General features: G+C 61.3%; 21 protein-coding genes. 7 read left to right on the top strand and 14 right to left on the bottom strand.

Features of this window, described 5'->3' with window-relative positions:
- Positions 1 to 16: 16 nt before the first annotated feature.
- Positions 17 to 1,021: a 2-alkyl-3-oxoalkanoate reductase gene (oleD, locus tag K7B09_RS10340; protein WP_223629383.1), complete on the bottom strand. Its 1,005-nt coding sequence runs from the start codon at positions 1,019 to 1,021 to the stop codon at positions 17 to 19.
- Positions 1,018 to 2,679, bottom strand: coding sequence for an olefin beta-lactone synthetase (gene oleC, locus K7B09_RS10335; RefSeq protein WP_223629454.1), 1,662 nt, complete (start codon positions 2,677 to 2,679; stop codon positions 1,018 to 1,020). Before oleC ends, oleD begins: the two co-directional genes overlap by 4 nt.
- 127 nt (positions 2,680 to 2,806) lie before the next feature.
- On the opposite strand from oleC, the gene K7B09_RS10330 reads away from it, so the two are divergent.
- Positions 2,807 to 3,187, top strand: a complete 381-nt coding sequence (locus tag K7B09_RS10330) for a YkgJ family cysteine cluster protein (protein ID WP_223629382.1) — start codon at positions 2,807 to 2,809, stop codon at positions 3,185 to 3,187.
- A gap of 15 nt (positions 3,188 to 3,202) precedes the next feature.
- On the opposite strand, the gene K7B09_RS10325 is transcribed toward K7B09_RS10330, so the two are convergent.
- The 5 genes from K7B09_RS10325 to K7B09_RS10305 all read right to left on the bottom strand — a co-directional run bounded on the left by K7B09_RS10325 (position 3,203) and on the right by K7B09_RS10305 (position 9,058).
- Positions 3,203 to 4,105: an alpha/beta fold hydrolase gene (locus K7B09_RS10325; protein WP_223629381.1), complete on the bottom strand. Its 903-nt coding sequence runs from the start codon at positions 4,103 to 4,105 to the stop codon at positions 3,203 to 3,205.
- A gap of 175 nt (positions 4,106 to 4,280) precedes the next feature.
- Positions 4,281 to 4,640: a hypothetical protein gene (locus K7B09_RS10320; protein WP_223629380.1), complete on the bottom strand. Its 360-nt coding sequence runs from the start codon at positions 4,638 to 4,640 to the stop codon at positions 4,281 to 4,283.
- Between the two features lie 37 nt (positions 4,641 to 4,677).
- Positions 4,678 to 5,694 (bottom strand): 3-oxoacyl-ACP synthase III, encoded by a 1,017-nt coding sequence (locus K7B09_RS10315; protein WP_223629379.1) that lies wholly within the window; start codon positions 5,692 to 5,694, stop codon positions 4,678 to 4,680.
- Positions 5,695 to 5,813: 119 nt separating this feature from the next.
- Entirely contained in the window at positions 5,814 to 6,119 is a 306-nt protein-coding gene (locus K7B09_RS10310; RefSeq protein ID WP_223629378.1) for a DUF4156 domain-containing protein, read from the bottom strand.
- 101 nt (positions 6,120 to 6,220) lie between these two features.
- On the bottom strand, positions 6,221 to 9,058 hold the full coding sequence (locus tag K7B09_RS10305; RefSeq protein ID WP_223629377.1) for a M16 family metallopeptidase: 2,838 nt from the start codon (positions 9,056 to 9,058) through the stop codon (positions 6,221 to 6,223).
- 118 nt (positions 9,059 to 9,176) lie between these two features.
- Between K7B09_RS10305 and K7B09_RS10300 the strand changes: the two genes are divergently transcribed.
- Positions 9,177 to 9,656, top strand: a complete 480-nt coding sequence (locus tag K7B09_RS10300; protein ID WP_223629376.1) for a tRNA (cytidine(34)-2'-O)-methyltransferase — start codon at positions 9,177 to 9,179, stop codon at positions 9,654 to 9,656.
- A 24-nt stretch (positions 9,657 to 9,680) separates the two neighbouring features.
- On the opposite strand, the gene K7B09_RS10295 is transcribed toward K7B09_RS10300, so the two are convergent.
- A complete protein-coding gene (locus K7B09_RS10295; protein WP_223629375.1) occupies positions 9,681 to 10,709 on the bottom strand; it encodes a PA2928 family protein in 1,029 nt (342 codons plus the stop codon).
- A gap of 247 nt (positions 10,710 to 10,956) precedes the next feature.
- Here K7B09_RS10295 and K7B09_RS10290 point away from each other — a divergent pair, with 247 nt between their 5' ends.
- Positions 10,957 to 11,514 carry an OmpO family porin gene (locus K7B09_RS10290; RefSeq protein WP_223629374.1) on the top strand — a complete coding sequence of 186 codons (558 nt, stop codon included), beginning with the start codon at positions 10,957 to 10,959 and terminating at the stop codon, positions 11,512 to 11,514.
- 86 nt (positions 11,515 to 11,600) lie between these two features.
- Here the strand turns inward: K7B09_RS10290 and K7B09_RS10285 are convergent, their stop codons facing one another.
- The 5 genes from K7B09_RS10285 to K7B09_RS10265 all read right to left on the bottom strand — a co-directional run bounded on the left by K7B09_RS10285 (position 11,601) and on the right by K7B09_RS10265 (position 14,788).
- Entirely contained in the window at positions 11,601 to 12,626 is a 1,026-nt protein-coding gene (locus K7B09_RS10285; RefSeq protein WP_223629453.1) for an NAD(P)H-dependent glycerol-3-phosphate dehydrogenase, read from the bottom strand.
- Positions 12,627 to 12,642: 16 nt separating this feature from the next.
- Positions 12,643 to 13,164: a protein-export chaperone SecB gene (secB, locus tag K7B09_RS10280; protein WP_223629373.1), complete on the bottom strand. Its 522-nt coding sequence runs from the start codon at positions 13,162 to 13,164 to the stop codon at positions 12,643 to 12,645.
- Positions 13,165 to 13,312: 148 nt separating this feature from the next.
- Entirely contained in the window at positions 13,313 to 13,747 is a 435-nt protein-coding gene (locus tag K7B09_RS10275; protein WP_223629372.1) for a rhodanese-like domain-containing protein, read from the bottom strand.
- Between the two features lie 75 nt (positions 13,748 to 13,822).
- Positions 13,823 to 14,239 carry a hypothetical protein gene (locus tag K7B09_RS10270; RefSeq protein WP_223629371.1) on the bottom strand — a complete coding sequence of 139 codons (417 nt, stop codon included), beginning with the start codon at positions 14,237 to 14,239 and terminating at the stop codon, positions 13,823 to 13,825.
- Between the two features lie 81 nt (positions 14,240 to 14,320).
- Positions 14,321 to 14,788 (bottom strand): YiiD C-terminal domain-containing protein, encoded by a 468-nt coding sequence (locus K7B09_RS10265; RefSeq protein ID WP_223629370.1) that lies wholly within the window; start codon positions 14,786 to 14,788, stop codon positions 14,321 to 14,323.
- A 45-nt stretch (positions 14,789 to 14,833) separates the two neighbouring features.
- Between K7B09_RS10265 and K7B09_RS10260 the strand changes: the two genes are divergently transcribed.
- Positions 14,834 to 15,616, top strand: a complete 783-nt coding sequence (locus K7B09_RS10260; protein ID WP_223629369.1) for a uroporphyrinogen-III synthase — start codon at positions 14,834 to 14,836, stop codon at positions 15,614 to 15,616.
- Positions 15,613 to 16,536 (top strand): oxygen-dependent coproporphyrinogen oxidase, encoded by a 924-nt coding sequence (gene hemF, locus K7B09_RS10255; protein WP_263296811.1) that lies wholly within the window; start codon positions 15,613 to 15,615, stop codon positions 16,534 to 16,536. Before K7B09_RS10260 ends, hemF begins: the two co-directional genes overlap by 4 nt.
- On the opposite strand, the gene K7B09_RS10250 is transcribed toward hemF, so the two are convergent.
- Positions 16,533 to 17,018, bottom strand: coding sequence for a DUF421 domain-containing protein (locus tag K7B09_RS10250; protein WP_223629368.1), 486 nt, complete (start codon positions 17,016 to 17,018; stop codon positions 16,533 to 16,535). The genes hemF and K7B09_RS10250 overlap by 4 nt on opposite strands.
- 137 nt (positions 17,019 to 17,155) lie before the next feature.
- Here K7B09_RS10250 and K7B09_RS10245 point away from each other — a divergent pair, with 137 nt between their 5' ends.
- A complete protein-coding gene (locus K7B09_RS10245; protein ID WP_223629367.1) occupies positions 17,156 to 18,352 on the top strand; it encodes an EAL domain-containing response regulator in 1,197 nt (398 codons plus the stop codon).
- A 6-nt stretch (positions 18,353 to 18,358) separates the two neighbouring features.
- Positions 18,359 to 21,259, top strand: a complete 2,901-nt coding sequence (locus K7B09_RS10240) for a hybrid sensor histidine kinase/response regulator (protein WP_223629366.1) — start codon at positions 18,359 to 18,361, stop codon at positions 21,257 to 21,259.
- The last annotated feature ends 20 nt before the right edge of the window (positions 21,260 to 21,279 follow it).

Here is a 21,279-nt window from a genome sequence, read left to right as displayed (position 1 = left end):
TAGCGGTGGGAACGCGCTACGCCTTGCCCGCGACCAAGGCGGCCCGCAGCCGCGCCAAGCCTTCATTCATGCTCACCTGCGGCACATAGCCAAAATCGCGGGTGGCCGGCGCCATGGCATACCAATGTGCGGTACTCAGTTGTTCGGCCAGAAAGCGCGTCATCGGCGGTTCACCGCGCAGGGGCAGCAACGTCCACGCCCCTTCGCAAAACGCACCCAGTGCATACGCCAAGCGAAATGGCAGCGTGGCATGCACTTGCGGCGCATCGGCGGCGCGCAGCAAGCCATTCAAGACCTCACGCAACGGCCATGGTTCGCCATTGCTGATGAAGTAGGCGTTGCCGGCGCAAGCCGCACCCGGCTGCAAGGCCGCCAGCGCATCCAGATGCGCCTGCGCCGCGTTGTCGATGTAGGTGGTATCCACCAAATTATTGCCATCGCCCACCAAGCGCAGCCGCCCACTGCGTGCGCGCGCCACCAGCTTCGGCAGAATCTGGGTGTCACCCGGCCCCCAGATCAAGCGCGGACGCAGTGCAATCGTGGCCAGTTGCGCATCGTTGGCGGCCAGTACTTCGCGCTCGGCAATGATTTTGCTGGCGGCGTAATGCGCCTTCACGCCTTCGCCATAGGGCACCGCATCGGCACCCAAGCCTTCCACCGGATGGGTGGCGCGATGCACCACGCTAGGCGTGGAGGTGTGTACCAACTTGCCGATGCCATGCGTGCGGCACGCGGCAATCACATGCCGCGTGCCCAGCACATTGGCGCTGAAATAGCTGGCATAACTGCCCCAGGTCCCGGCCTTGGCAGCGTTATGCAGCACGGCATCGAAACCTTCGGCAAAGGCCTGCTGCACGGCGTCAGGGTCTGCCAAATCGCCCTGCAACTGGCGCACCCCCAGCACATCCAACCCTGCATGCCGGCTGCGGCTGAAACTGGCCACAGCGTGACCTTGCGCCAGCAAGCCGCGGCACAGGGCTTGGCCAAGAAATCCACCGCCACCAGTAACAAGTACCTTCATTGTGCTTGTTTGATTCGCAATTTTTTCGCCGCCCACACCGCCAATTTCTCGCGGCTGATTTTGGCGTTGTGACGGATATCCACCGGGAACGGTTTGGGGTAATGCAGGAAGTGGCTGATCTTGGCGGTGTGCACCAAGCCATTGGCGATATAGCGCAGTTCATCGGCCACTTCGACGGGATTTGCACGGCTACCCGTGTTGAGCTCGAACAACAGCACGGGTGTCTGCTTGCCGGCTTCGCCTACGCCCACCAGTGCGGTGCGCGCAACATCCGGGCGGGTGTTGAAATACGGTTCGACCTGTTCCGTGCACAGGGTGGTCACCTCGTCCATCACCACGCGTTGTGATTTACGCCCGCAGAACCAGAGCCGGCCGTCTGCATCGAACCAACCCAAGTCCCCCATGCGATGCACGATACGGGTGCTGCCATCGCTCAAGGTCTCCTGGATTTTGGCCAACGCTGTCTGCGCATCACGATTGTAATAACTGTCGGTCGCACTGGGCCCGGCCACTGTAATTTCGCCCACTTGGCCGGCGCCCACTTGCAAGCTGTTGTCCCAATGTGCAATCGCGGTATCGCTGATGCGGATGATGCGCACCTCATTGGGTGCTACCGGTCGTCCCACGCAGGTGCCGGCACCGGTTTCGGTGCGGCTGCGCAGGGCCAGCAATTCACGGCCTTCGATCACCGCGACCGGCAGGCATTCGGTGGCACCGTAGGGTGTCCAGAATTGGGCATCCTTCGGCAACAGCTCCAACATGCGCTGCACCACCTGCGGCGGCACCGGCGCGCCGGCACTGGTGACACGCCGGATACTGGGCAGGGATTCGCCATATTCGGCCAGCACCCGCATCAAGGCCGGCGAGCCAAACAACTGGGTGACACCAAACCGGGTGATCGCCTTGTGCAGCTTGCGTGGGTTGGCTTTGGCAGGACGCGTGGGATCCATGTCGGGAATGATGCTGGTCAGGCCCAGTGCGGGATCGAACAAGGCAAATGGAGGGAAGGTGGGCAGATCAATACCACCGGCCTCAATCCCGAATGCCCTCCCCAGCATTTCAATTTGTGCGATGAAATGCCGATGCCGATACACCACGCCCTTGGGCACACCGGTGCTGCCGCTGGTGAACAGGATCGCCGCCACCTCATCGCCGCCAGTGGCGGCCAACTGCGGGCCTGCACCCGCACCTTCGGCCTCCACCTGCGCCAAGGTGGCATCGGCCCACCATGCATTGCGCCCGGTGGTAATTCGCACATGCGCAGAGCTGGCCCAGCCCAATAATTTTTTGGCCAACATCGCCAAGGGAATGCCGATAAATGCCTGCGGCTGTGCTTCATCCAAACATTGCTTCAACGCGCGCTTGGCAATCCCCGGATCCACCAACACCGGTACTGCGCCGCGCTTGAATAGCGCAAACATCAGCAGGAAAAACTCCGGGGTGGGCCGCACCATCACCACCACCCGGCTGCCGCGCGCGATGCCGCGCTTGCCCAGCCCTGCGGCAATGGCATCGCTGCGTGCATCCAGCTGGGCGTAACTCAGAGCTTTGGAATAGCGCCCCAAACGCCCCGGCGTGCGCATTGCCGCTTGCTCTGGCGTGGCCAATGCCAAGCGCGGCAGCGCAGCGGCGATATTACGTGTGACGGAGGACTGCATTGGCAGCATGGTTGCATGATCGCTGCAGATTGTCGCCCAATTACGTCGAAAACACTTGCATGCGACGCGTGTTCGGCAAAAAATCGCACCCTGTTCCCGTCACTGGCCGTACAAGGCTCGGCTTTCCATGCATCCCTGCCTCAGCTGTGGCGCTTGTTGTGCCTATTTCCGGGTCAGCTTTCATTGGTCCGAAGCCGACCCTGCCCTGGGGGGGGTAGTGCCGCCGGAGCTGACCGAGACTCTGCGTACCCACGAGCGCGTGATGCGTGGTACTTCGCAAGTGCAACCGCGCTGCATCGCACTGGATGCCGACATCGGCCGCTATAGCCGCTGCACGATCCACGACCGGCGACCATCGGTTTGCGCCTTGGTGCCAGCCAGCTGGGAGTTTGGTGCCAGCAGTGCGCAGTGCGACAAAGCACGCGTGGCACATGGTTTGCCGGTGTTGGCAGCAGACGACTGGATTGATGTGAGTGAGGCCGATAAAAATCCGCTGCCGCAGCCTTGACTCAGCGTGCTTCATTCACAATGGATTGGCGTCCAAAAAGCGCCGAATCGCTGGCACCAGGACTTCGTGTTTGTCCTCCATCACATAATGACCGGCATCGTCGAACTCACGCACCAGTGCACGCGGTAGCGCACGCCGGAAGCCGGCCAAAAAATGTTTGTCGAACACAAAATCCCGCAGCCCCCAACCGATGAATACCGGGCGATCGGCATAGCTTGCCAGCGCCTGCGCGCTGGCCTGCACCACAGGCATGGCGCGATCCCCCGCGTGCAGGGGAATGTCTTGCATGAAGCGCAGGGTGGAAATCGCCTTGTCCCAGCCGTTGTACACATCGGCATACGCTGCACGCACGTCCTTGGGCAGCGCCCGCACCGTGCCGAAGCGCGCCGCGCCGCGTGCAAACAAGTTGAAGCGGCGAATCAGCCAGCCGCCCAAACGCGAGTCGCGCCCCATCGCCAGCCGCAGCGGAAACCGCTTGCTGCCGGGCAACGGGAAGGCAGCGGTATTGGTGATCACCAGCCGCTTGATCCGCATCGGGTCACGCAGCGCCCAGCCAAACCCGATCATCCCGCCCCAGTCGTGCACCGCAAGCGTCACCGGCCCGGTGATGCCCAGATGCGCGAGCAATGCATCCACATCCTCAATCCGCGACTGCAAGGTGTAGTCGTACTGCGGCGATGCTGAAGGTGCGTCATCGGGCTTGTCACTCAGGCCCATGCCGACGTGGTCGGGCACGATGCAGCGGTAGCTGTCGCGCAGCCCCAACACCAGATGCCGCCAGTAATAACTCCACGACGGATTGCCGTGCAGCATGACGATAACCTCGCCATCCCGCGGCCCCTCATCAAGGAAGGACATGCTGATGCCGGGGCGCGCGGCAAAGCGCTGCGGCGTAAATGGATAATCTGGAAATTGCATGCGCATATTGTACTGGGCTGTTGCGATCAGGCCGCACCATGCGCAACGTGGCGCTGCATCAAACAAGTCAGGCCGCAGTGTGGTCACGCAAAATAGCGCCGCGCCCGATCCCCGCAAAACAGATGTATCTGCGTACCACACCGTGAAAAAATGGCTGCCGCGGGCAATGCCGGCCCTACATCAAATTGCCAATGACCATCAACACGACCGTCAGCACGATAGTGATTGCCGCAAACACAATACCCAGCACCGCGAAGATTTTTTTGCGGTTGGACTGCACCACGCCACCAATACCCAGCCCGATGGCCAATACATCCACCAGCAGTAAACCGATGATCCCGGCCCCTAATACCAGTGCCTCGGGCGAATTCTCATCCATCCCGCTTTCGGACGCGGCCTCTATCACACCCGCCGTGACGATCAAAATGAATTGCAACAAACCCACACACAGGCTGATGACAAATGCCGCCACCCCCAGCCCGGAATGTTTGTGCTCCTGCACTTGGCTGTCGTTGAAACTGATCCCCGAATTCATTTTGCCCCGCAGTGTGTTGTGCAGATCTAGCGCCCCCTCACCACTCCACTTCCGCCATCGAACAGTTCAGGCCGGAGCCAATTCCCAGCAGGGCAATGCGGCTGCCTTTTTTCAGGCGGCCCATTTCACGCAACTTGCTCAGCACAATCGGCACGCTGGCCGGGCCGATGTTGCCGTGTTCACCAAAGATCGTCATGACTTTCTTGGGGTCAATGCCCATTGCCTTGGTAAACGCGGCGGTGTGCACTTTGCTGACCTGATGGATGACGTATTCGTCCAGCTCGGAGGCCACCCAGCCCAGCTTCTGCTTGGCCACATCAAACGTTTTGGTGGCCAGCTTCACGCCTTCGATCAACAGCATGCGGGTATCGGTGATCATGCCGTCGAGATTGCCACGGCAGAGCTTGTTCCACTCGGTGGCCGCGCGCGTCACGCCGCCCTTGTAGCGGGGTGCGCCGGGAGCCAATTCGGCGCGTGCCAAGACCATGGCGGCAGCACCGGAACCCAGGGTGAGGGTGGCCAGCTCGTTGCGGAAATCATCTTCGGTGACGTCGTCGCGCATCATGCGCTCCAGCGTTTTTTCATAGGCAAGATTGGCGGTTTCACCATCCACGATCAGTGCGTAGTCAATTTCGCCACGCTCGATCATGCGGCTGGCAATATCCATGCCATTGATGAAGGCCAGGCACGCATTGGCGACATCGAAATTCTGGCAGGTGTCGGGCAGACCGAGGTTGCCGCTGACAATGGATGCCGTTGATGGCTCCAGATAATCACGGCTGACCGAGGTATTGACCAGCAGCCCTACTTTGTCCGGGTCGATACCGGCATCACCCAGCGCCTTCACACCGGCCAAGGTGGCTGCATCCGAGGCCAGCACTTCCCCATCCCATAGGCGACGGGCGTGGATGCCGGCAATATCACCGAGCACGTCGATCTTGATCCCCAGCCGATCCAGCGTGGGCTTCAGGCGCAGGTTGATCTCATCCGAACTCAAGCGACGCGGGGCGTCGATATGGGCCAAACCGGCAATGGCAACACGTTGAAACAGCATGGGCAGACACTCGCACAGGCACCAACGCGGTGCCGGAACCGCACAGGATAGCGCGTTTCACGACCATACGCTTACGTATTGAAATTTTGTGCGGCCCATCAACGTTGGCCCCGGCTGCCTCAGCTGCAGCGCCACATCGCCCAGCGCTGCTCACCATCCCGTGGCGGACCGAGCGGGCTGATGCGGTTGGCCGCCAACCCGGGGGCCTCGTTGCGAGCCAAGGTTTCCAATTCATCACGCACCTGGGTGTCATTGCGCTCGTAGAAACCAACTTTATGAGTGATCGATACCGCGACCTCGCCACGGCTTTCGCACGCACTGGGGGCACGGCTCAACACCTGTACCTGCTTGGCCCCCGGCGCTAGTTTGACGAAGGTACATGCGGGCAACGCCAGTACGGCACAGGACAGCAGGATCACTCGCATCACGGGCATCGGATTGTCTCGGCATCGGCAAAAGAAAGCCCGCCAAGTGTGGCGGGCTTTCGGTGCAACAGGATGAACGGCATGTCTACTTCAAGGCATGCTTACTTCTTCACCACCGGTTTGCCATCGGCATCCAGCACGGTGACTTCACCCAGCTTCAGTGCCTCCACCGGGCCTTGGGTCTTGGACAAGTCACCGACCACCAGCCACGTCAGTGCTTGGCTGGCCAACACCTTGGCCGCAGCGTTCACCTGTTCCGGGGTCATGGCCTCGATCTCGGCGCTGCGCTTGAACACGTAATCATCCGGACGGCCATACAGGGCATTACTGGAAATGGTATTCATCACCGCCGAAGCCGTTTCGTAGGCACCCGGCAACGTCAAGGTCAGCACCTTCTTCATGCCGGCCACTTCCTCGGCACTGGCCGGACGCTTGCCACTGGTGTAATCGCCGAGTTCGCGCTGCATTTCCGCCATCGCCTCACCGGTCTTGTCGATTTGCACCGGTGCGCTGGCCCGCCACAAGCGCTGCCCCACCGCACTACCGGCACCACTACCGGCACCGTATGACCAGTGCTTGTCTTCACGCAGATTCATGTTCAAACGTGCGGTGAAGTCGCCACCGATCACCATATTGGCCATGTCGTACTGCACCGACTTGGCATCGTTGCTGGACGGCAGGGTTTCTGCGGCCACGATATTGGCCTGCACGGCGCCGGGCTGGTCGATCATGAAGACACGTGCCTTGGGCTGTGCCGCCGCCATCGGGATCGCTGCTGCAGCACTGCGTTTGCCGGCCGCTTGCCAATCGCCAAACTGCTTTTCCAGCAATGGCAGGATTTCCTTCAACGTGGTGTCACCCACCACCACCAAGGTGGCGTCCTGCGGGCGCAGGGCGGTGTCATGCCAGGTTTGGATGTCGGCGCGAGTCAGCCCTGCAATCGCCGCCTCGGTGCCATTGCTTGGGTTGGCATACGGATGTCCCGCGCCATACACCAAGCCCGGCAGGACGCGCCGCACCAAACCATTGGGATTGGCTTTTTCTTGCTTGATGCCGGCAATCCATTGGCCGCGCACGCGGTCGATGTCGGCCTGCTCGAAACGCGGCTTGCGCAGCATATCGGCATACAGCGCCATCGACGGCTCCAGATTCTGCTTCAACGCTGACAAATAGATACTGCTGCTGTCAAGGCCAGCGCTGGCCCCCACCGTGGCACCCAGCGCCTGCGCGCGATCGGCAAATGCCAGTGCATCCAAATCACCAGCGCCTTCATCCAGCAGGCCAATGCTGAAATTGGCCATGCCCGGCTTGTCGGCCGGATCCACTGCAGCGCCCCCACGGAAGTCATAGCTCATCTGCACCACCGGGATGTCATGGCGCTCGGCCAAAATGACCTTGGTGCCGTTGCGCAAGGTAGCGTGCTGCTGCGCCGGGAACACCAACTTCGGGAAGCTGGTCGGCATCGGCACGCCCTTGCTGCGGTTCACCGTGGATGCAGTGGTCTTGTACTTGGCATCCACTTTGGGCGTATTGAACGGGGTCGGCTTGACCGTGGCCTCCTCGGTAATCGCCACGCGCTTGCCCGGGTTCACCACCAAGGTGTGGCTACCCTTGCCCGCGCCCAACCAGGCATTGCCGCTGGCACGCAGGTTTTCCGGGGTGGCTTCGGCCAGCGTTTTCAGACTGTCGCGGAAGCAGCCAGGATTGCCCATGAACACCGCGCATTCGGCCAGCGCATCGGCCTTGCCGCCAAACCCGCCAATGCGCTCCACGCCACGGATCCAACCGGCTTCGGTGGCGGTGCGATTGCGCGTCACTTCGTCGGCACTGGGACCGTCTTTCAACAATTTATTCAATTCTTCGTCGATGACCGCCTCGACCTTGGCCACGTCCACGCCCTGCTTGACGGCAGCAGTGATCATGAAGGTGCTGCTCAACTGCGAGCCGTAGGCACCGGCGCTGACGCTGTCCACCAGTTTGTCTTGATGTACCAGACGCCTCTCCAAGCGCGACGATTTGCCGCCGCCCAGAATTTGCGCCAGCAATTGCAAGCGGTCCAGATCCGGGGTGCCGTACTGCGCCACATTCCATACCCGGTAGATGCGCGACTGCGGCACCGTGTCGGTCATTTCACTGCGCGAATTGCTGGTGTGCGCGGCCACATCCACCTTCGGCTGGGTCATAGTGGGTGTTGCGGGAATATCACCAAAGAACTTGCTCACCTTTTCCTTGGCGGTGGCCAGATCGATGTCACCGGCCAGCACCAGCACCGCGTTATTCGGGCCGTACCAGGTCTTGAACCAAGTCTTCACATCCTCCAGCGAGGCCGCGTTGAGGTCGTTCATCGAGCCAATGGTGCTGTGGTGGTAAGGGTGACCAGCCGGGTACATGATCTTGCCCAGCTCGTCCCACACTTGCCCGTAGGGTTGGTTTTCGCCCTGACGCTTCTCGTTTTGCACCACGCCGCGCTGCTCGTCCAAGGTCTTCTGGTCGATCGCACCCAGCAGGTGGCCCATGCGGTCGGACTCCATCCACAGCGCAGTATCCAGCGCGGTGGTCGGCACGTTTTCAAAATAGTTGGTGCGGTCGGAATTGGTGGTGCCGTTCTGGTTGGTGGCACCGATGTCCTTGAACGGGGCAAAGAACTCGCCGGGCGCGTTTTCGCTGCCGTTGAACATCAGGTGCTCGAACAAATGGGCAAAGCCGGTGCGGCCGGCCGGCTCGTCTTTGCTGCCCACGTGGTACCACACGTTGACCGCCACGATCGGGGCCTTGCGGTCGGTGTGCACCACTACGCGCAAGCCGTTGGGAAGCGTGAAACTTTCGTATTTGATATCCACCGCCGGCGCGTTGGCTGCTTGTACGGCGGGGGCATAGGTTCCGGCTGACAGCGCGGTGGCAAGGGCAAACGCCAGCGCGGCGGGACGAAGCATGGACATCGGCAACTCCTGTGATGGGCGTCACGAACGACGCCGTTAACCTGTAATGATAGCTGCCATCCTTGATTGCCTGCAGTAGACAGAAGTCACGCCAGCGCCCACGCCCTACAATGCGTGCATGATTCACGTCATCCTGCATCGCCCGGAAATCCCGCCCAATACCGGCAATGTGATCCGCCTGTGCGCCAATACCGGCGCGCAACTGCACCTGGTGCGCCCGCTCGGCTTCGACATCGACGACAAACAGCTGCGCCGCGCCGGGCTGGACTACCACGAATATGCTCCGATGCAGGTGCACGACGACTTGGCCGCCGCACTGACCGCCATTGCAGCCAGCCAAAGCAGCGCGCCGCGCGTGTTCGCACTGTCCACCCGTGGCCGGGTGCGCTACGACAGCCCCACCTACCGCGTTGGCGATGTGTTTTTGTTCGGCAGCGAAACCGCCGGCTTACCCGCCGATGTGTTGGACGACATCCCGGCAAGTCAACGCCTGCGCCTGCCGATGCGGCCCAATAACCGCAGCCTCAACCTGTCCAATACGGTGGCGGTGATGGTGTTTGAAGCGTGGCGACAGCAGGGTTTTGATGGCTGCGCCTGACGCCAAGCCGCGCCGCATCCGTCTTTAATCCACCAAATCCACATTGCGCGTGATCTGGCCAGTCAGCAGATCCATCCGCAGCAGTTGCGACGAGTTCGCCACCAACAGTTGATTGCCCTGCTGCACAAACTGCTCGTTATCGAACCCGTTGGCCCAGTCGCCGCGCTGCTGCGGCAGCGGCGTGCTCCAGCGGGTGGCCAACGTGGCGGCATCCACCAGCGACAGCAGCTTGTGCTGGCCGCTGTCTTTCACGGTGTTGGACAACACCAGAAAACCACCATCCACTTGCGTTGCCGGCGAGAAGTGATCCTCGGTGTCATGGCCAAGCATCAAATACTTGGGCCTGAGAAAATCTTCCGTCGACCGCCGTGACTGCCCGCGCGCTGCCACCTCAATGTAGCGTCGCCCGTCCCCGGCTTCGCGCAGACTCTTGGGCAATTCACCGCGAAGCGGATCGTCGATATCCAGCCGTTCGAAGTCACCAGTGACCGGCTGCGCGGTGCCACTGTCCGGGTTCAGCTGGTATTTGCGCCCATCGCTGGCTTCCATGATGAAGGCACTCAGCTGCTCGCGGCTACGATAGAAATCGGTACCGTGGACGCCGCCCAGCGCCGGGTTACGCTCGGCAATGGCCTTGCCCGTCAGGGTGACTTGCTGTGTAGCGATCGAGAACACGAACGGAGCCTGCGCTTGACCCTTGCTATTGGAACATGCGATCAGTACATGCGCCTCACTCACAGCACCGAGCTGCGGATACGTGCAATCGAACTCCCGCGGCTTCAGCGGTTTGGCCAGCAGTTTCTGACCGGTGCTCGAATCGACGACTTGCAGGTAATAGGTGAGCGACCCATTGCTGACGGAACGACCGCCGGTGCGTTGATAGGAAAAGATGAACACGCTCTGGTAGATGTACGCGTAGTACTTGCCGCTGGGGCTGAACTTGCCTTGGAACACCGTCGGCACTTGGCGGCCGATGTGCGAACACGCGGCCAGCAGCGCTGCGCATGCAATGAACACTAAATGGCGGAGCAGGGATTGGTGCGTGCCCATCATCGTGCTGGCTTTCCTTTGGTGCTTTTAGACATCTGTACGCCGGGCTGGCGCTAAAGCGGACAACACCTGGCCAAAGGTACCGCTTTCAGGGCCAAGCGTAAGGTGCGTGCTTCTACTGCTTACATATTGAACAATTCCTGTACCAATCAGTTTTGGATTCAGCCAGTGTTGTGACGCAATCATCGAAATTGCACCCGTGCCCGCCGCCTGGTGAGGCACCCACAACAACAACATGGAGGTCTCCCTCATGAAGCGTTATGCCATTGCCCTTGCCCTGATTGCCACCCTGCCCTTTGCTGCCTCTGCGGCCGACGGCATCAACTACAACTACGTGCAGGGCGGCTATGTCGCCACCAACACCAACGGCCCGGATGCCGACGGCTGGGGCCTGAACGGCTCGGTTGCCGTACATCCGAATTTCCATCTGTTCGCTGACTATTCCAACCAGAAGATCAAGCACACCAGCGTTGATTTCGACCAGTGGCGCGTGGGTGGCGGCTACAACACGCAGATTGGCAAGAACACCGACTTCGTGGCCAATGTGGCCTATGAGAAGCTGGACGCCGGCGCTGGCATCACGGCCGATGGCTACAGCATCGAAGGCGGTGTGCGCAGTGCGTTGACGCCAAACATCGAAGGCTACGCCATGCTCGGGTATATGGATGGCAACCACGTCAAAGGCGAGGCCTATGGCCGCTTGGGCGCCACTGCCAAGTTCAATCAGAACTGGGGCGTCAATGCCGACGTGCGCGTCGTCAACGGCGGCGATACCCAGTGGTTCGTGGGCCCGCGCTTCAGCTGGTAAACCGGGCAACACCGTGCAACACCCGAACGCCCGGCAATGCCGGGCGTTTTCAGTTGGCTTACCTGGGTGTGCTCAAACGCAGACGCTCAACCGAACAAGTCCTGCGGGTACTCGGCTTTCTGTTCGCGCGCCATCAATCGCGCCAATCCTTCTGCGGGAGTCACACTTCCATGCAGGACGTCGCGCACGCCCTCTGCAATCGGCAGTTCGATACCGTGCAGGGTGGCCAGCCGCATCACTTCATCGGCGGTTTGGATCGATTCCACTACTTGACCAATTTCGCGCACCGCATCCTCGATCGAGGAGCCGCGCCCCAGCGCCAAGCCCAGCCGACGGTTGCGTGACAAATCGCCGGTACTGGTCAGCACCAAGTCACCCAAGCCGGCCAAGCCCATCAGGGTTTCCGGACGGCCGCCCAGGGCGATATTCAGCCGCAGCATTTCATTCAGGCCACGGGTAATCAGCCCGGCGCGGGCGTTCAACCCCAGCCCCATGCCATCGGCCACGCCGGTGGCCACCGCCAGCACGTTTTTCATCGCCCCGCCCAGCTCGGCGCCGCGCATGTCGTTGCCGGTATAGGCACGAAACGCCGGGCCGTGCAGCACATCGGCCACCTGCCGGCAAAACACGGCATCGTCCGAATGCACGGTCAGTGCGGTGGGCAACCCTTGCGCCACTTCCTTGGCAAACGACGGCCCAGTCACCACCGCCAACGGCACGTCATCACCCAATACTTCGGCAGCAACTTCATGCAGAAAGCGGCCACTGCCCGGCTCGAAGCCCTTGGTCGCCCACGCCACCCCGGCCTGCGGCGGGCGCAATGGGGCGAGCGCGCGCAAGGTTTCAGCGAACGCATGCGAGGGCACCACCACCAGCACCAAAGCGGCATCGACCAGCGCCTCGTGCAAGGAGGTGGTGGCACGCAGGTTGCCGGGCAACGCAATGCCCGGCAGATAACGCGGATTTTCGCCGCCCCCATCGATTGTCGCCACGGTGGCCACATCGCGGCCCCACAACACGGTGGGGTGACCATGACGGGCAATCAAGGCGGCCAGCGCGGTGCCCCAAGAGCCCGCGCCAAGTACGGCAACCGCCGGTTTAGCGGACGGCATCATGCAACCGAGTCGCTCAGGCGTTGCCGGCAATTTCAGCGTTGGCCAATTCGCCGCCAGCTTGCTGTTCGCTACGCTGGCGCAGGGTTTCTCCGTACAGTGCATCGAAGTTGATCGGCTGCATCGGGAACGGCGGGAAGCCACCCGCGGTGATCAGCTGGCCGACGGCGGCACTGGCGTAGGGGTACAGGATGTTCGGGCACTGGATACCCAGCATCGCGTCCAGAATATGGTCTTCCATGCCGCCCAAACCAAACACGCCACACTGCTCCACTTCGGCCAGATAAGCGGTCTTGCCATTCAAGGTGCAGGTCAGGGTGATGCCCAGGCTGACTTCGAATGCGGTGTCGGCCAGACGCTGCACTTTCTGGTTCAACTTCATCTGCAAGTCCGGCTGGCCTTGTTCGTTGAACACCTGCGGTGCGTTCGGCGCCTCGAAGGACAGATCCTTCACATACAACTTCTCGACAGTGAAGAGAGGGCCTTGCGGCTGGGCATCGGCAACCGGAGCGGCACCGTTCAGGGTTTCATCGGACATGGACAACTCCAAGGTATGCGTATGAATGTGCACAAGGCGCACAAGTAAAAGGGAATTATCGCACCGTTGGCGGGCGATAACCTAGGACATGGGGTGACCCGCGCCATTCACAAGGGCAACCGATCCCCCGCCGAAGCTTGCAGGCGGCTTAGCGCCCCTTGACCAGCGGCAAGTCGGCCGACTGCCACGCCTGGATGCCACCCTCCAATACCGCCACCTGTGCGAAGCCCGCCTTGCGCAGGCGTTTGGCTGCAGTCGTAGCAGTCTGGCCAACCTGGCACACCAACACGACAGGCAGTGATTTGGCGGGGGCCAGTGCCTTGTTTTCAGGATCGAACTGGCTCATCTGCACGTTCTTGGCACCGGCAATATGGCCTTTTTCGAAATCACCGATCGCGCGCAAATCCACGACCAAGGCGTTATCGCGATTGACCAAGGCGGTCAGTTGCGCCGGGCCGATGCGCCGCACGCCGCTCAGCAGGCCAAGGATTTCATTGACGATGATGGCTACCGTCAGGCCCACCAAAGCCAGCGACAACACGGGATTACGGCCAGCAAAGGCGGCCAGGTCGGCAAAGGTCACGGCAACTACCACGAATCACGGGGCGGCAATTGTACCTGCCGCCCCGTCTGCACGCGCCAACTTTGCGGGCGCAGCTTACTCACCCTGCCACAAATCCGGCATTCCCGAGGTCAGCCACCAGGTTTTGGCAGCCTCGTCATAGCGCCAGCGCTCGCGGTAGCGCACGCTGCGTTCGGCCAAGGTGTTGCGATTGATGACGCCAATTTCGATGTCGCGCACCACATCCCCCCCCACGATGCTGCTGCCGGTATCGCGATAGGTCGAAATCTGGACTTGTTTGAAACGGGAAAAATCCAGATCGGTCATCGGGTGGGCTTCGCGCACCTTGGGATCGACCAGACCCCATGCGCCCTCGAAGTCGCCCCAGCGAATCGCTGCCGACCAGGTGTACTGAATTTCATCCAGTGCGGTGCCCTTGCTGGCAGACTTCGGGCAACCCGCCAACATCGCCAAGCAAGCGATCAACACACAGCGCAGTGCCAGTTTGAACATTGCAGACTCTCCAGCGGGGGAAGCCCGCATCCTAGCTGGTTTATGCCGCAGGTTTATGGCGCGGCCTTGCAGGTACTGCCCTCATGCCTTGGCAATCGCGACGTAACGACCCACAAAGGTTGCCGCCACTCCCCCATCCTGCAACAGGGTATTGGCCTGCAACCGGATACTCACCCGCCCCTGTTTGCGCAACCTGTCCACCAACTGCGCATGCTCGCTGGCATCATCGAACACCGCCTCCACCACGATGTCTTCAAACACCGGCTTGAGGTAGCGCACCCGTGAATCAGCGACAAAAATATCGGCATGCAGGCCGGCGCTTTCCACCTCCAGCGAAATCAAGCCCCACGCGCCAATCGTCATCAGTGATACCAGGCTGCCACCAAATGCGCAGCCCTTGTCGTTGATATTGGCCGCCAGCGGTGCCCGCAGGCGCAGCGTGCCTGCGTGCCAATCCAGAATCCGCGGTTGCATGCAGGCCACCGGCGGCATGCCATTGAAATGTACGGCCAGAGCATCCAGCGCTGCGGGGTTCACGTGTGCGTCCATGCCACTAGCCTGCCGCATCCGTGCTTGCTGTGCCAAGCTTGGCGCATGCCGCGCCTTATCGATCAAGCACTTCCACTTCAAGACTGCACCGTATTGTCGCTGCGTCCGCGCAGACAACACGCCAGCCTGCGTGCCGCGGCAGCGCGCTTGGGCGCACGCGTGCTGGCCATTTCACCGATCGCCATCACCGCACAGGATGATGCGCAAACACGCGGCGCATTGGCCACGGCACTGAAAGCCGATGTGGTGCTATTCACCAGCCCCAACGCAGCGCGTACCGCCATCACACTGACATCACCGGGCATGCGCCGCCAGCAACGCTGGATTGCGGTGGGCGCAGGCACCCGGCGCGCATTGGTGCGTGCGGGTATCGACGCCATCGCACCGGCGCGGATGGATAGCGAAGGACTGTTGGCACTCCCGGCACTGGCGCAAGTGCAAGGCAAGCGCATCGGTCTGATTACCGGGCAAGGTGGGCGCGGCGTTTTGCAACCAGCACTGGAAGCACGTGGCGCGCAGGTCATCCGTGTCGATGTGTATGCGCGCAGCACCGTGTCGATTCCAGAGCGTCGCTGGCGGTTGCTGGCCGCTGTGTTGCAAACGCCACAACGCATAGGCTTGGCGCTAACGAGCGCCGAAGCGCTGCACGCACTGCTGGCCCAAATACCAGCGTCTTTGCTGCCTGGATTGCAAGGCATGCATGTGCTTGCCGCCAGTGAACGTTTGGCAATCACCGCACGCGACGCGGGGTTCAACAAGGTGGTGATTGCCAGCAGCCCACAGCCACGGGCACTGATGATGGCGATGCTCACTACAATGTCGGCATGAACCCGGCCATTCCTGCCATCGACACCATCCGCGCCTACCTCACCGGCCTGCAAGACCGCATCTGCGCGGACATTGCAGCGGCCGATGGCAGTGCCACCTTCCACGAAGACCACTGGCAACGCGCCGAAGGTGGTGGTGGGCGCACCCGGATCCTGCGTGATGGTGCAGTATTCGAGCAGGCGGGGATCGGGTTTTCCGATGTCTCCGGCAACACCTTGCCGCCGTCGGCGAGCGTGGCGCGGCCGGAACTGGCGGGCACCTCGTGGCGGGCGGTGGGGGTGTCGCTGGTCTTCCATCCACGCAATCCGTATCTGCCCACCACCCACGCCAATGTGCGCCATTTTCGCGCCATGCGCGGCGATGACACGGTGGCGTGGTGGTTTGGTGGCGGCTTTGATTTGACCCCGTTCTATCCGTTTGATGCGGACGTGCTGCATTGGCACCGGGCCGCACGCGCGTTATGCGAACCATTCGGCGGCGACCAGCGCTACGACGCGCACAAACGCTGGTGCGACGAGTACTTCCTGCTCAAGCATCGCAACGAAACCCGTGGCGTGGGCGGCCTGTTTTTCGATGATCTGCATACTGACTTCGACACCGACTTTGCCTATTTGCGCGCAGTGGGCGATGGCTTTCTGGACGCGTATCTGCCGATTGTCGAACGCCGCAAACACACACCCTTTGGCGAGCGTGAACGCCAGTTCCAGCTGTACCGGCGCGGGCGTTATGTCGAGTTCAATCTGGTGTTCGATCGCGGCACGCTGTTCGGCCTGCAATCGGGTGGGCGCAGCGAAAGCATTCTGATGAGCCTGCCGCCACTGGTGCGTTGGGAATACGGCTACACGCCTGCGGCCGGCAGTGCCGAAGCACGCCTTGCCCACTACCTGCGCCCGCGCGATTGGCTGCGCGAGTTGCGCTAACCCGACTTTTTGTCGCGCAGCTCAATGCTGATGTGGCCATTGGTCTCAAGTATGGCGCGCTGGATGTCAGCCACATCGGCGCAGCCGGCCTGCCGCATGGCGGTTTCGAAATCGGCGGTGCTCACCAATTGTTTGCGCAGCATGGCGTGATCCACCCGCCCGGCGTGCGCCAACATCACCGGCGCACCTTCCACCAAGCGACGAAACCCGGCATGCCGCGCCGACCCCCATGCCACCGCGTAATTCAGGACGATCAAGGTGCTGGCCATGATCAAGGCGCCGGTCAGTGAGTTATCGCCGCCATTGATGCCGTTTTGCACGGCATTGCCGATCAGGATCAACAAGATCAGATCGAACGGAGTGAACTGCCCGACCGCACGTTTGCCGGACACGCGCATCAATACCATCACCAGAACGTAGATCACGCTGGCACGCAGCACAAAATGCCAGCACGGTGCAGACAACTCAAACAACGCGTTCAAGACCGGCTCCTCTGGCCATTGCGCCATGAGTGTAGCGGCCCGTACTGCCCCATACATGACCCAATCCACTGCGAATCTCCCATCCTGCCCCCTGCTGGGGTAGGCTTGCCGCTCGCCACGTGCTTCGGGGAGGTTGCATGAGCTGGTCGGAACTGCAGGTGATGGTGGTGGAAGACCACGGCTTTCAGCGCCGCATCGCCTTGCGCCTGCTCAATGAGTTGGGAGTTGAACGCACGCTGGAGGGTGCCGATGGCCTGCATGCACTGAACGTGTTGCGTCAGCAAAGCACCCTGCCCGATGTGGTGCTGGTGGACTTGGATATGCCCGGCATGGATGGCGTCGAATGTATTGGGCTGATCGCACATGAGCGCCTTGCGCGCTCGGTGGCGGTAGTCAGTGCACTGGATCCTGCACTCCTGCATACCGTGCAAAGCATGGCGCGCGCCTATGGACTGCGCGTGCTGGGCAGCGTGGAAAAGCCGCTGACCCGCGAAAAACTGGAAGTGTTATTGGCGCGGTTTGACGACCATGTCGGCGAAGCCAAGGACGAAAGCAAAGCCGACTTCAGCGTGCCGGATTTGGTAGCTGCATTGCAGCAGGGCCAAATCGTGCCGTGGTTCCAACCGCAAGTGGAGTTCGGCAACGGCAAGGTGGTGGGGGTTGAAGCCTTGGCACGCTGGGAACGCCCCGATGGCAGCGTGGTCGGCCCGGTGCTGTTTGTACCGGTACTGGAACGTGAGGGTTATGCCAACCTGCTCACTGACTGCATGCTGGAACAGGGCTGCCAATGGCTGCAGCGTTGGCATCAAAGCGGCATGCGCTTGAAATTGTCGGTCAATGTGTCGCCGTTGGCGCTAGCAGACTCGACGGCGGCCGATCGCTATCAGGCAATTGCCGAAAATTACGGCATCCTGCCCGAAGACGTGGTGCTCGAGATCACCGAAAGCTCTGTCATGTCCGATGCCGCTCGCGGGTTGGGCTTGTTGGCACGGCTGCGATTGAAGGGGTTTGGACTGTCGATTGATGATTTCGGTACTGGCTACTCCTCCTTGGCGCAATTGGCACAGGTGCCGTTCACCGAACTGAAAATCGACAAAGAATTCGTGTTCGGCTCGCATGCACAACCCCGCAAACGCGCGATGGTTGAAGCCAGCCTGGATTTGGCGCGCAAATTGAATTTGGTCACCGTGGCCGAAGGCGTGGAAACCATTGAGGACTGGCAGATGCTGGCCGAACTGGGTTGTGATATCGCCCAAGGTTGGCTGATTGGCAGGCCCGTGCCAGGCAGCGAACTGCAGGCAGCGGTGGCACGCTGGCGGCGTCCTGGCAACTAACGCCTGATGTTGCTTGACCCTTCCAAGGCCGGAATTCGCCACCAATTATTGGGTTTGTTCGGGCTGTTCCTGATTACCGGCGCATTGGTGCTGCTGCTGGATCAATCCGGCCAGTACTTCATGCAGCGCTCGATGACGGCGATGCAGGACGATGTGCTGACCGGCATGCATCGCATCCGCAAGCTCTCCAACGCCTACGAGCAAGGCCTGATCGACACCACCTTTCGCACCCGCAATTATCTGATCAACTGGCAGCAGGCGGAGTCTGCGATCAATCAGGCCAAGGCCAATTCCGAAACCCAATGGCAGGCACTGCAAGCCATGCCCTTGGATAGCGAAGCGGCGGCTTTACTGACGCAGGCGCAACTGGAGCGGCCACAGGCCGATGCCGCCTTCGAGAAGTTGCAAACCATCTTGCACCAGCAAGATATTTTGGCGCTGGGCCAATTTGCCGATCATGATTTGTTTCCTGCCGCCGATCCACTGGTGCAACGGCTGGAGCGTCTCGATAGTCTCGTACAAGCACGCGCTGCCGCGCTGGTCGCCGCCGAGCAGGCCCGTGCGCAATGGTTGGGGCGGGTGCGGGTGGGGCTGTCGTTGCTATGCCTTGGCTTGGTCGCGGTGTTGGGCCGGCGCATTTTGCGCAACGGCTATCGCGGGGTGGAAAGCCTGACTGAACTGGCGCGCGCAATGACCCTGAATGACTACACCATGCAACCTCGCTATATGCCGCGCGGCGAGCTGGGTGAAGTGATGGACAGTTTCCTGGGCATGCGCAACCACGTGCGCAGGATCGAAGCCCAGCTCATCGAGCAATTGGGCAATACCGAACGTGTGCGGATTGCACTGGAACGCCGCGAGCAATTCCAACGCCTGCTGCTGGAGGCTGCACCTACTGCAATTTTTGCGGTCGATGAAGATGGCGTATTTTCGCAGATCAATCCATTTGCGGAACGCTTGCTGGGCTGGCCGGCGGGCAGTTTGCTTGGCCGCGAAACACTGGATGTGGTGCTAGATCCGGACGCCCTGGGTGCGCTGGCACGCTCGCTCAGTGAAGCCTATGGCAAGACGATTCCAGCCAATTGGACGGCACTGCACGAGCTGGCCCGGCACCGCGAACCGCCACGCGAATTTGCACTGCGCCATCAACGCGGTCGTACCTTGCCGGTATTGTTGGCACTCTCGGCAATGCGCGACGACACCGGCACCATGGTGGGCTTGTTGGCCGTGGCCACCGACCTGACCATGCAAAAACGTCTGGAACGCGCCCTGCGTGATAGCGAGATGCGCGCACGCGATGCAAATCACGCCAAGAGTGCCTTCCTTGCGGCGATGAGCCATGAAATTCGCACCCCGATGATCGGGATTACCGGCATGATCGAAGTGCTTGGCCATACCCATCTGGATACCGAACAACGGCGCTCGCTCAGGGTCATTTCCAGCTCCGCTGAATCGCTGCTGCGCATCATTGGCGACATTCTGGATTTTTCCAAAATCGAAGCCGGCAAGATGGAGCTGGAACCGTTGCCGACTTCGCTGCCCGATTTACTCAACAGCGTGGCCGCCAACTACTCAGGCACAGCCTCCAGCAAGGGCTTGCTGCTGCTGTGCGAGATCGACCCCACTATCGCACCCGCGCACTATGTTGACCCGGTGCGGCTGCGTCAGGTGCTCAGTAATTTTTTGTCCAACGCACTCAAGTTCACCGAGCGCGGCCGGATTACCATTGCCGCAGAATGCGCAGGGCATGAGCCCAAAGCGGGCGCAATGGGCAGTGATGCCATCGTGTTCCGCGTGACCGACACCGGCATCGGCATCAGCCAACAGGCACAGGCCCGCTTGTTTCAGCCATTCGCACAGGCCGAAGCCGACACCACACGCCGCTTTGGTGGCACGGGCCTGGGACTTGCGATTTGCCGCCGCATTGCCGAATTGATGGGCGGCACCATTACCATGGAGTCGACCCTCGGCAAGGGCACCAGCATGCGCTTGCAGGTCAGCTTGCAACGTGCGCCCGCCGACGAATTACCGGACATGATACTGCCCGGCAAACAAGTGGCCGGCTTTGCGCCGCGCAAACTTCCCAGTGTGTCCATTGCCGAGCAAGAACGCAGTTTGGTTTTGCTGGTGGACGACCACGCCACCAACCGGCAAGTCATCCAACGGCAATTGGCCTTGGCCGGCTATGCCTCGGAAGTAGCCGAAGATGGTGTTCAAGGCTTGGATGCCTGGCGGACTGGCCGCTATGCCTTGGTGTTGTCGGATGTGCACATGCCACACATGGATGGCTATCAAATGGCGCGCCAGATCCGCAGCGAGGAATCCCAACGCGGGTTGCCACGCACGCCGGTGATTGCACTCACCGCCTCGGCCCTGAAAGGTGAAGCCGAGCGCTGCCTGGAGGCCGGCATGGACGACTACCTAGCCAAACCGGTGGGCATCGCCACGCTGGGCGTCTGTTTGCAACGCTGGCTACCGCATACGCGAGGCGATGCCGATGCCAGTCACGCCGACAGTCTGCGCATCCAAACCGAAAACAACACCCAAGCCTCCACTGCATCCAACATCGCAGATACGAATATCCTGGATCGCAGCATATTGACGGAACTGACCGGTGGCGATCCCGCTGAAGCCGGCGCGCTACTAACCGACTTTCTGGCCAGCACCGATGCCGACCTGGCCGAACTCGACCGGCTGCACACTGCCAACAATTTGCCTGAACTGACCCGGCAGGCCCACAAAATCAAAGGCGCAGCGCGGCTGGTGGGCGCACACCACTTGGGCGAAGCCGCCGCCGCACTGGAAACCGCCGGTCGCAGCGGCCACTGGGACGCTGTCGCCACGCTGACCGACCGCCTGCACGACGCCGTCGCACAACTGCAAGCGTACACACGGCACGCGGGGTAGGCCGGCAGGCCGACAACACC

The sequence above is a fragment of the Thermomonas beijingensis genome (genome assembly GCF_020034655.1).
Lineage (GTDB): Bacteria > Pseudomonadota > Gammaproteobacteria > Xanthomonadales > Xanthomonadaceae > Thermomonas > Thermomonas beijingensis.
Note: the sequence above shows the minus strand (reverse complement) of the source record. Positions and strands in the feature narration are given on the sequence as shown.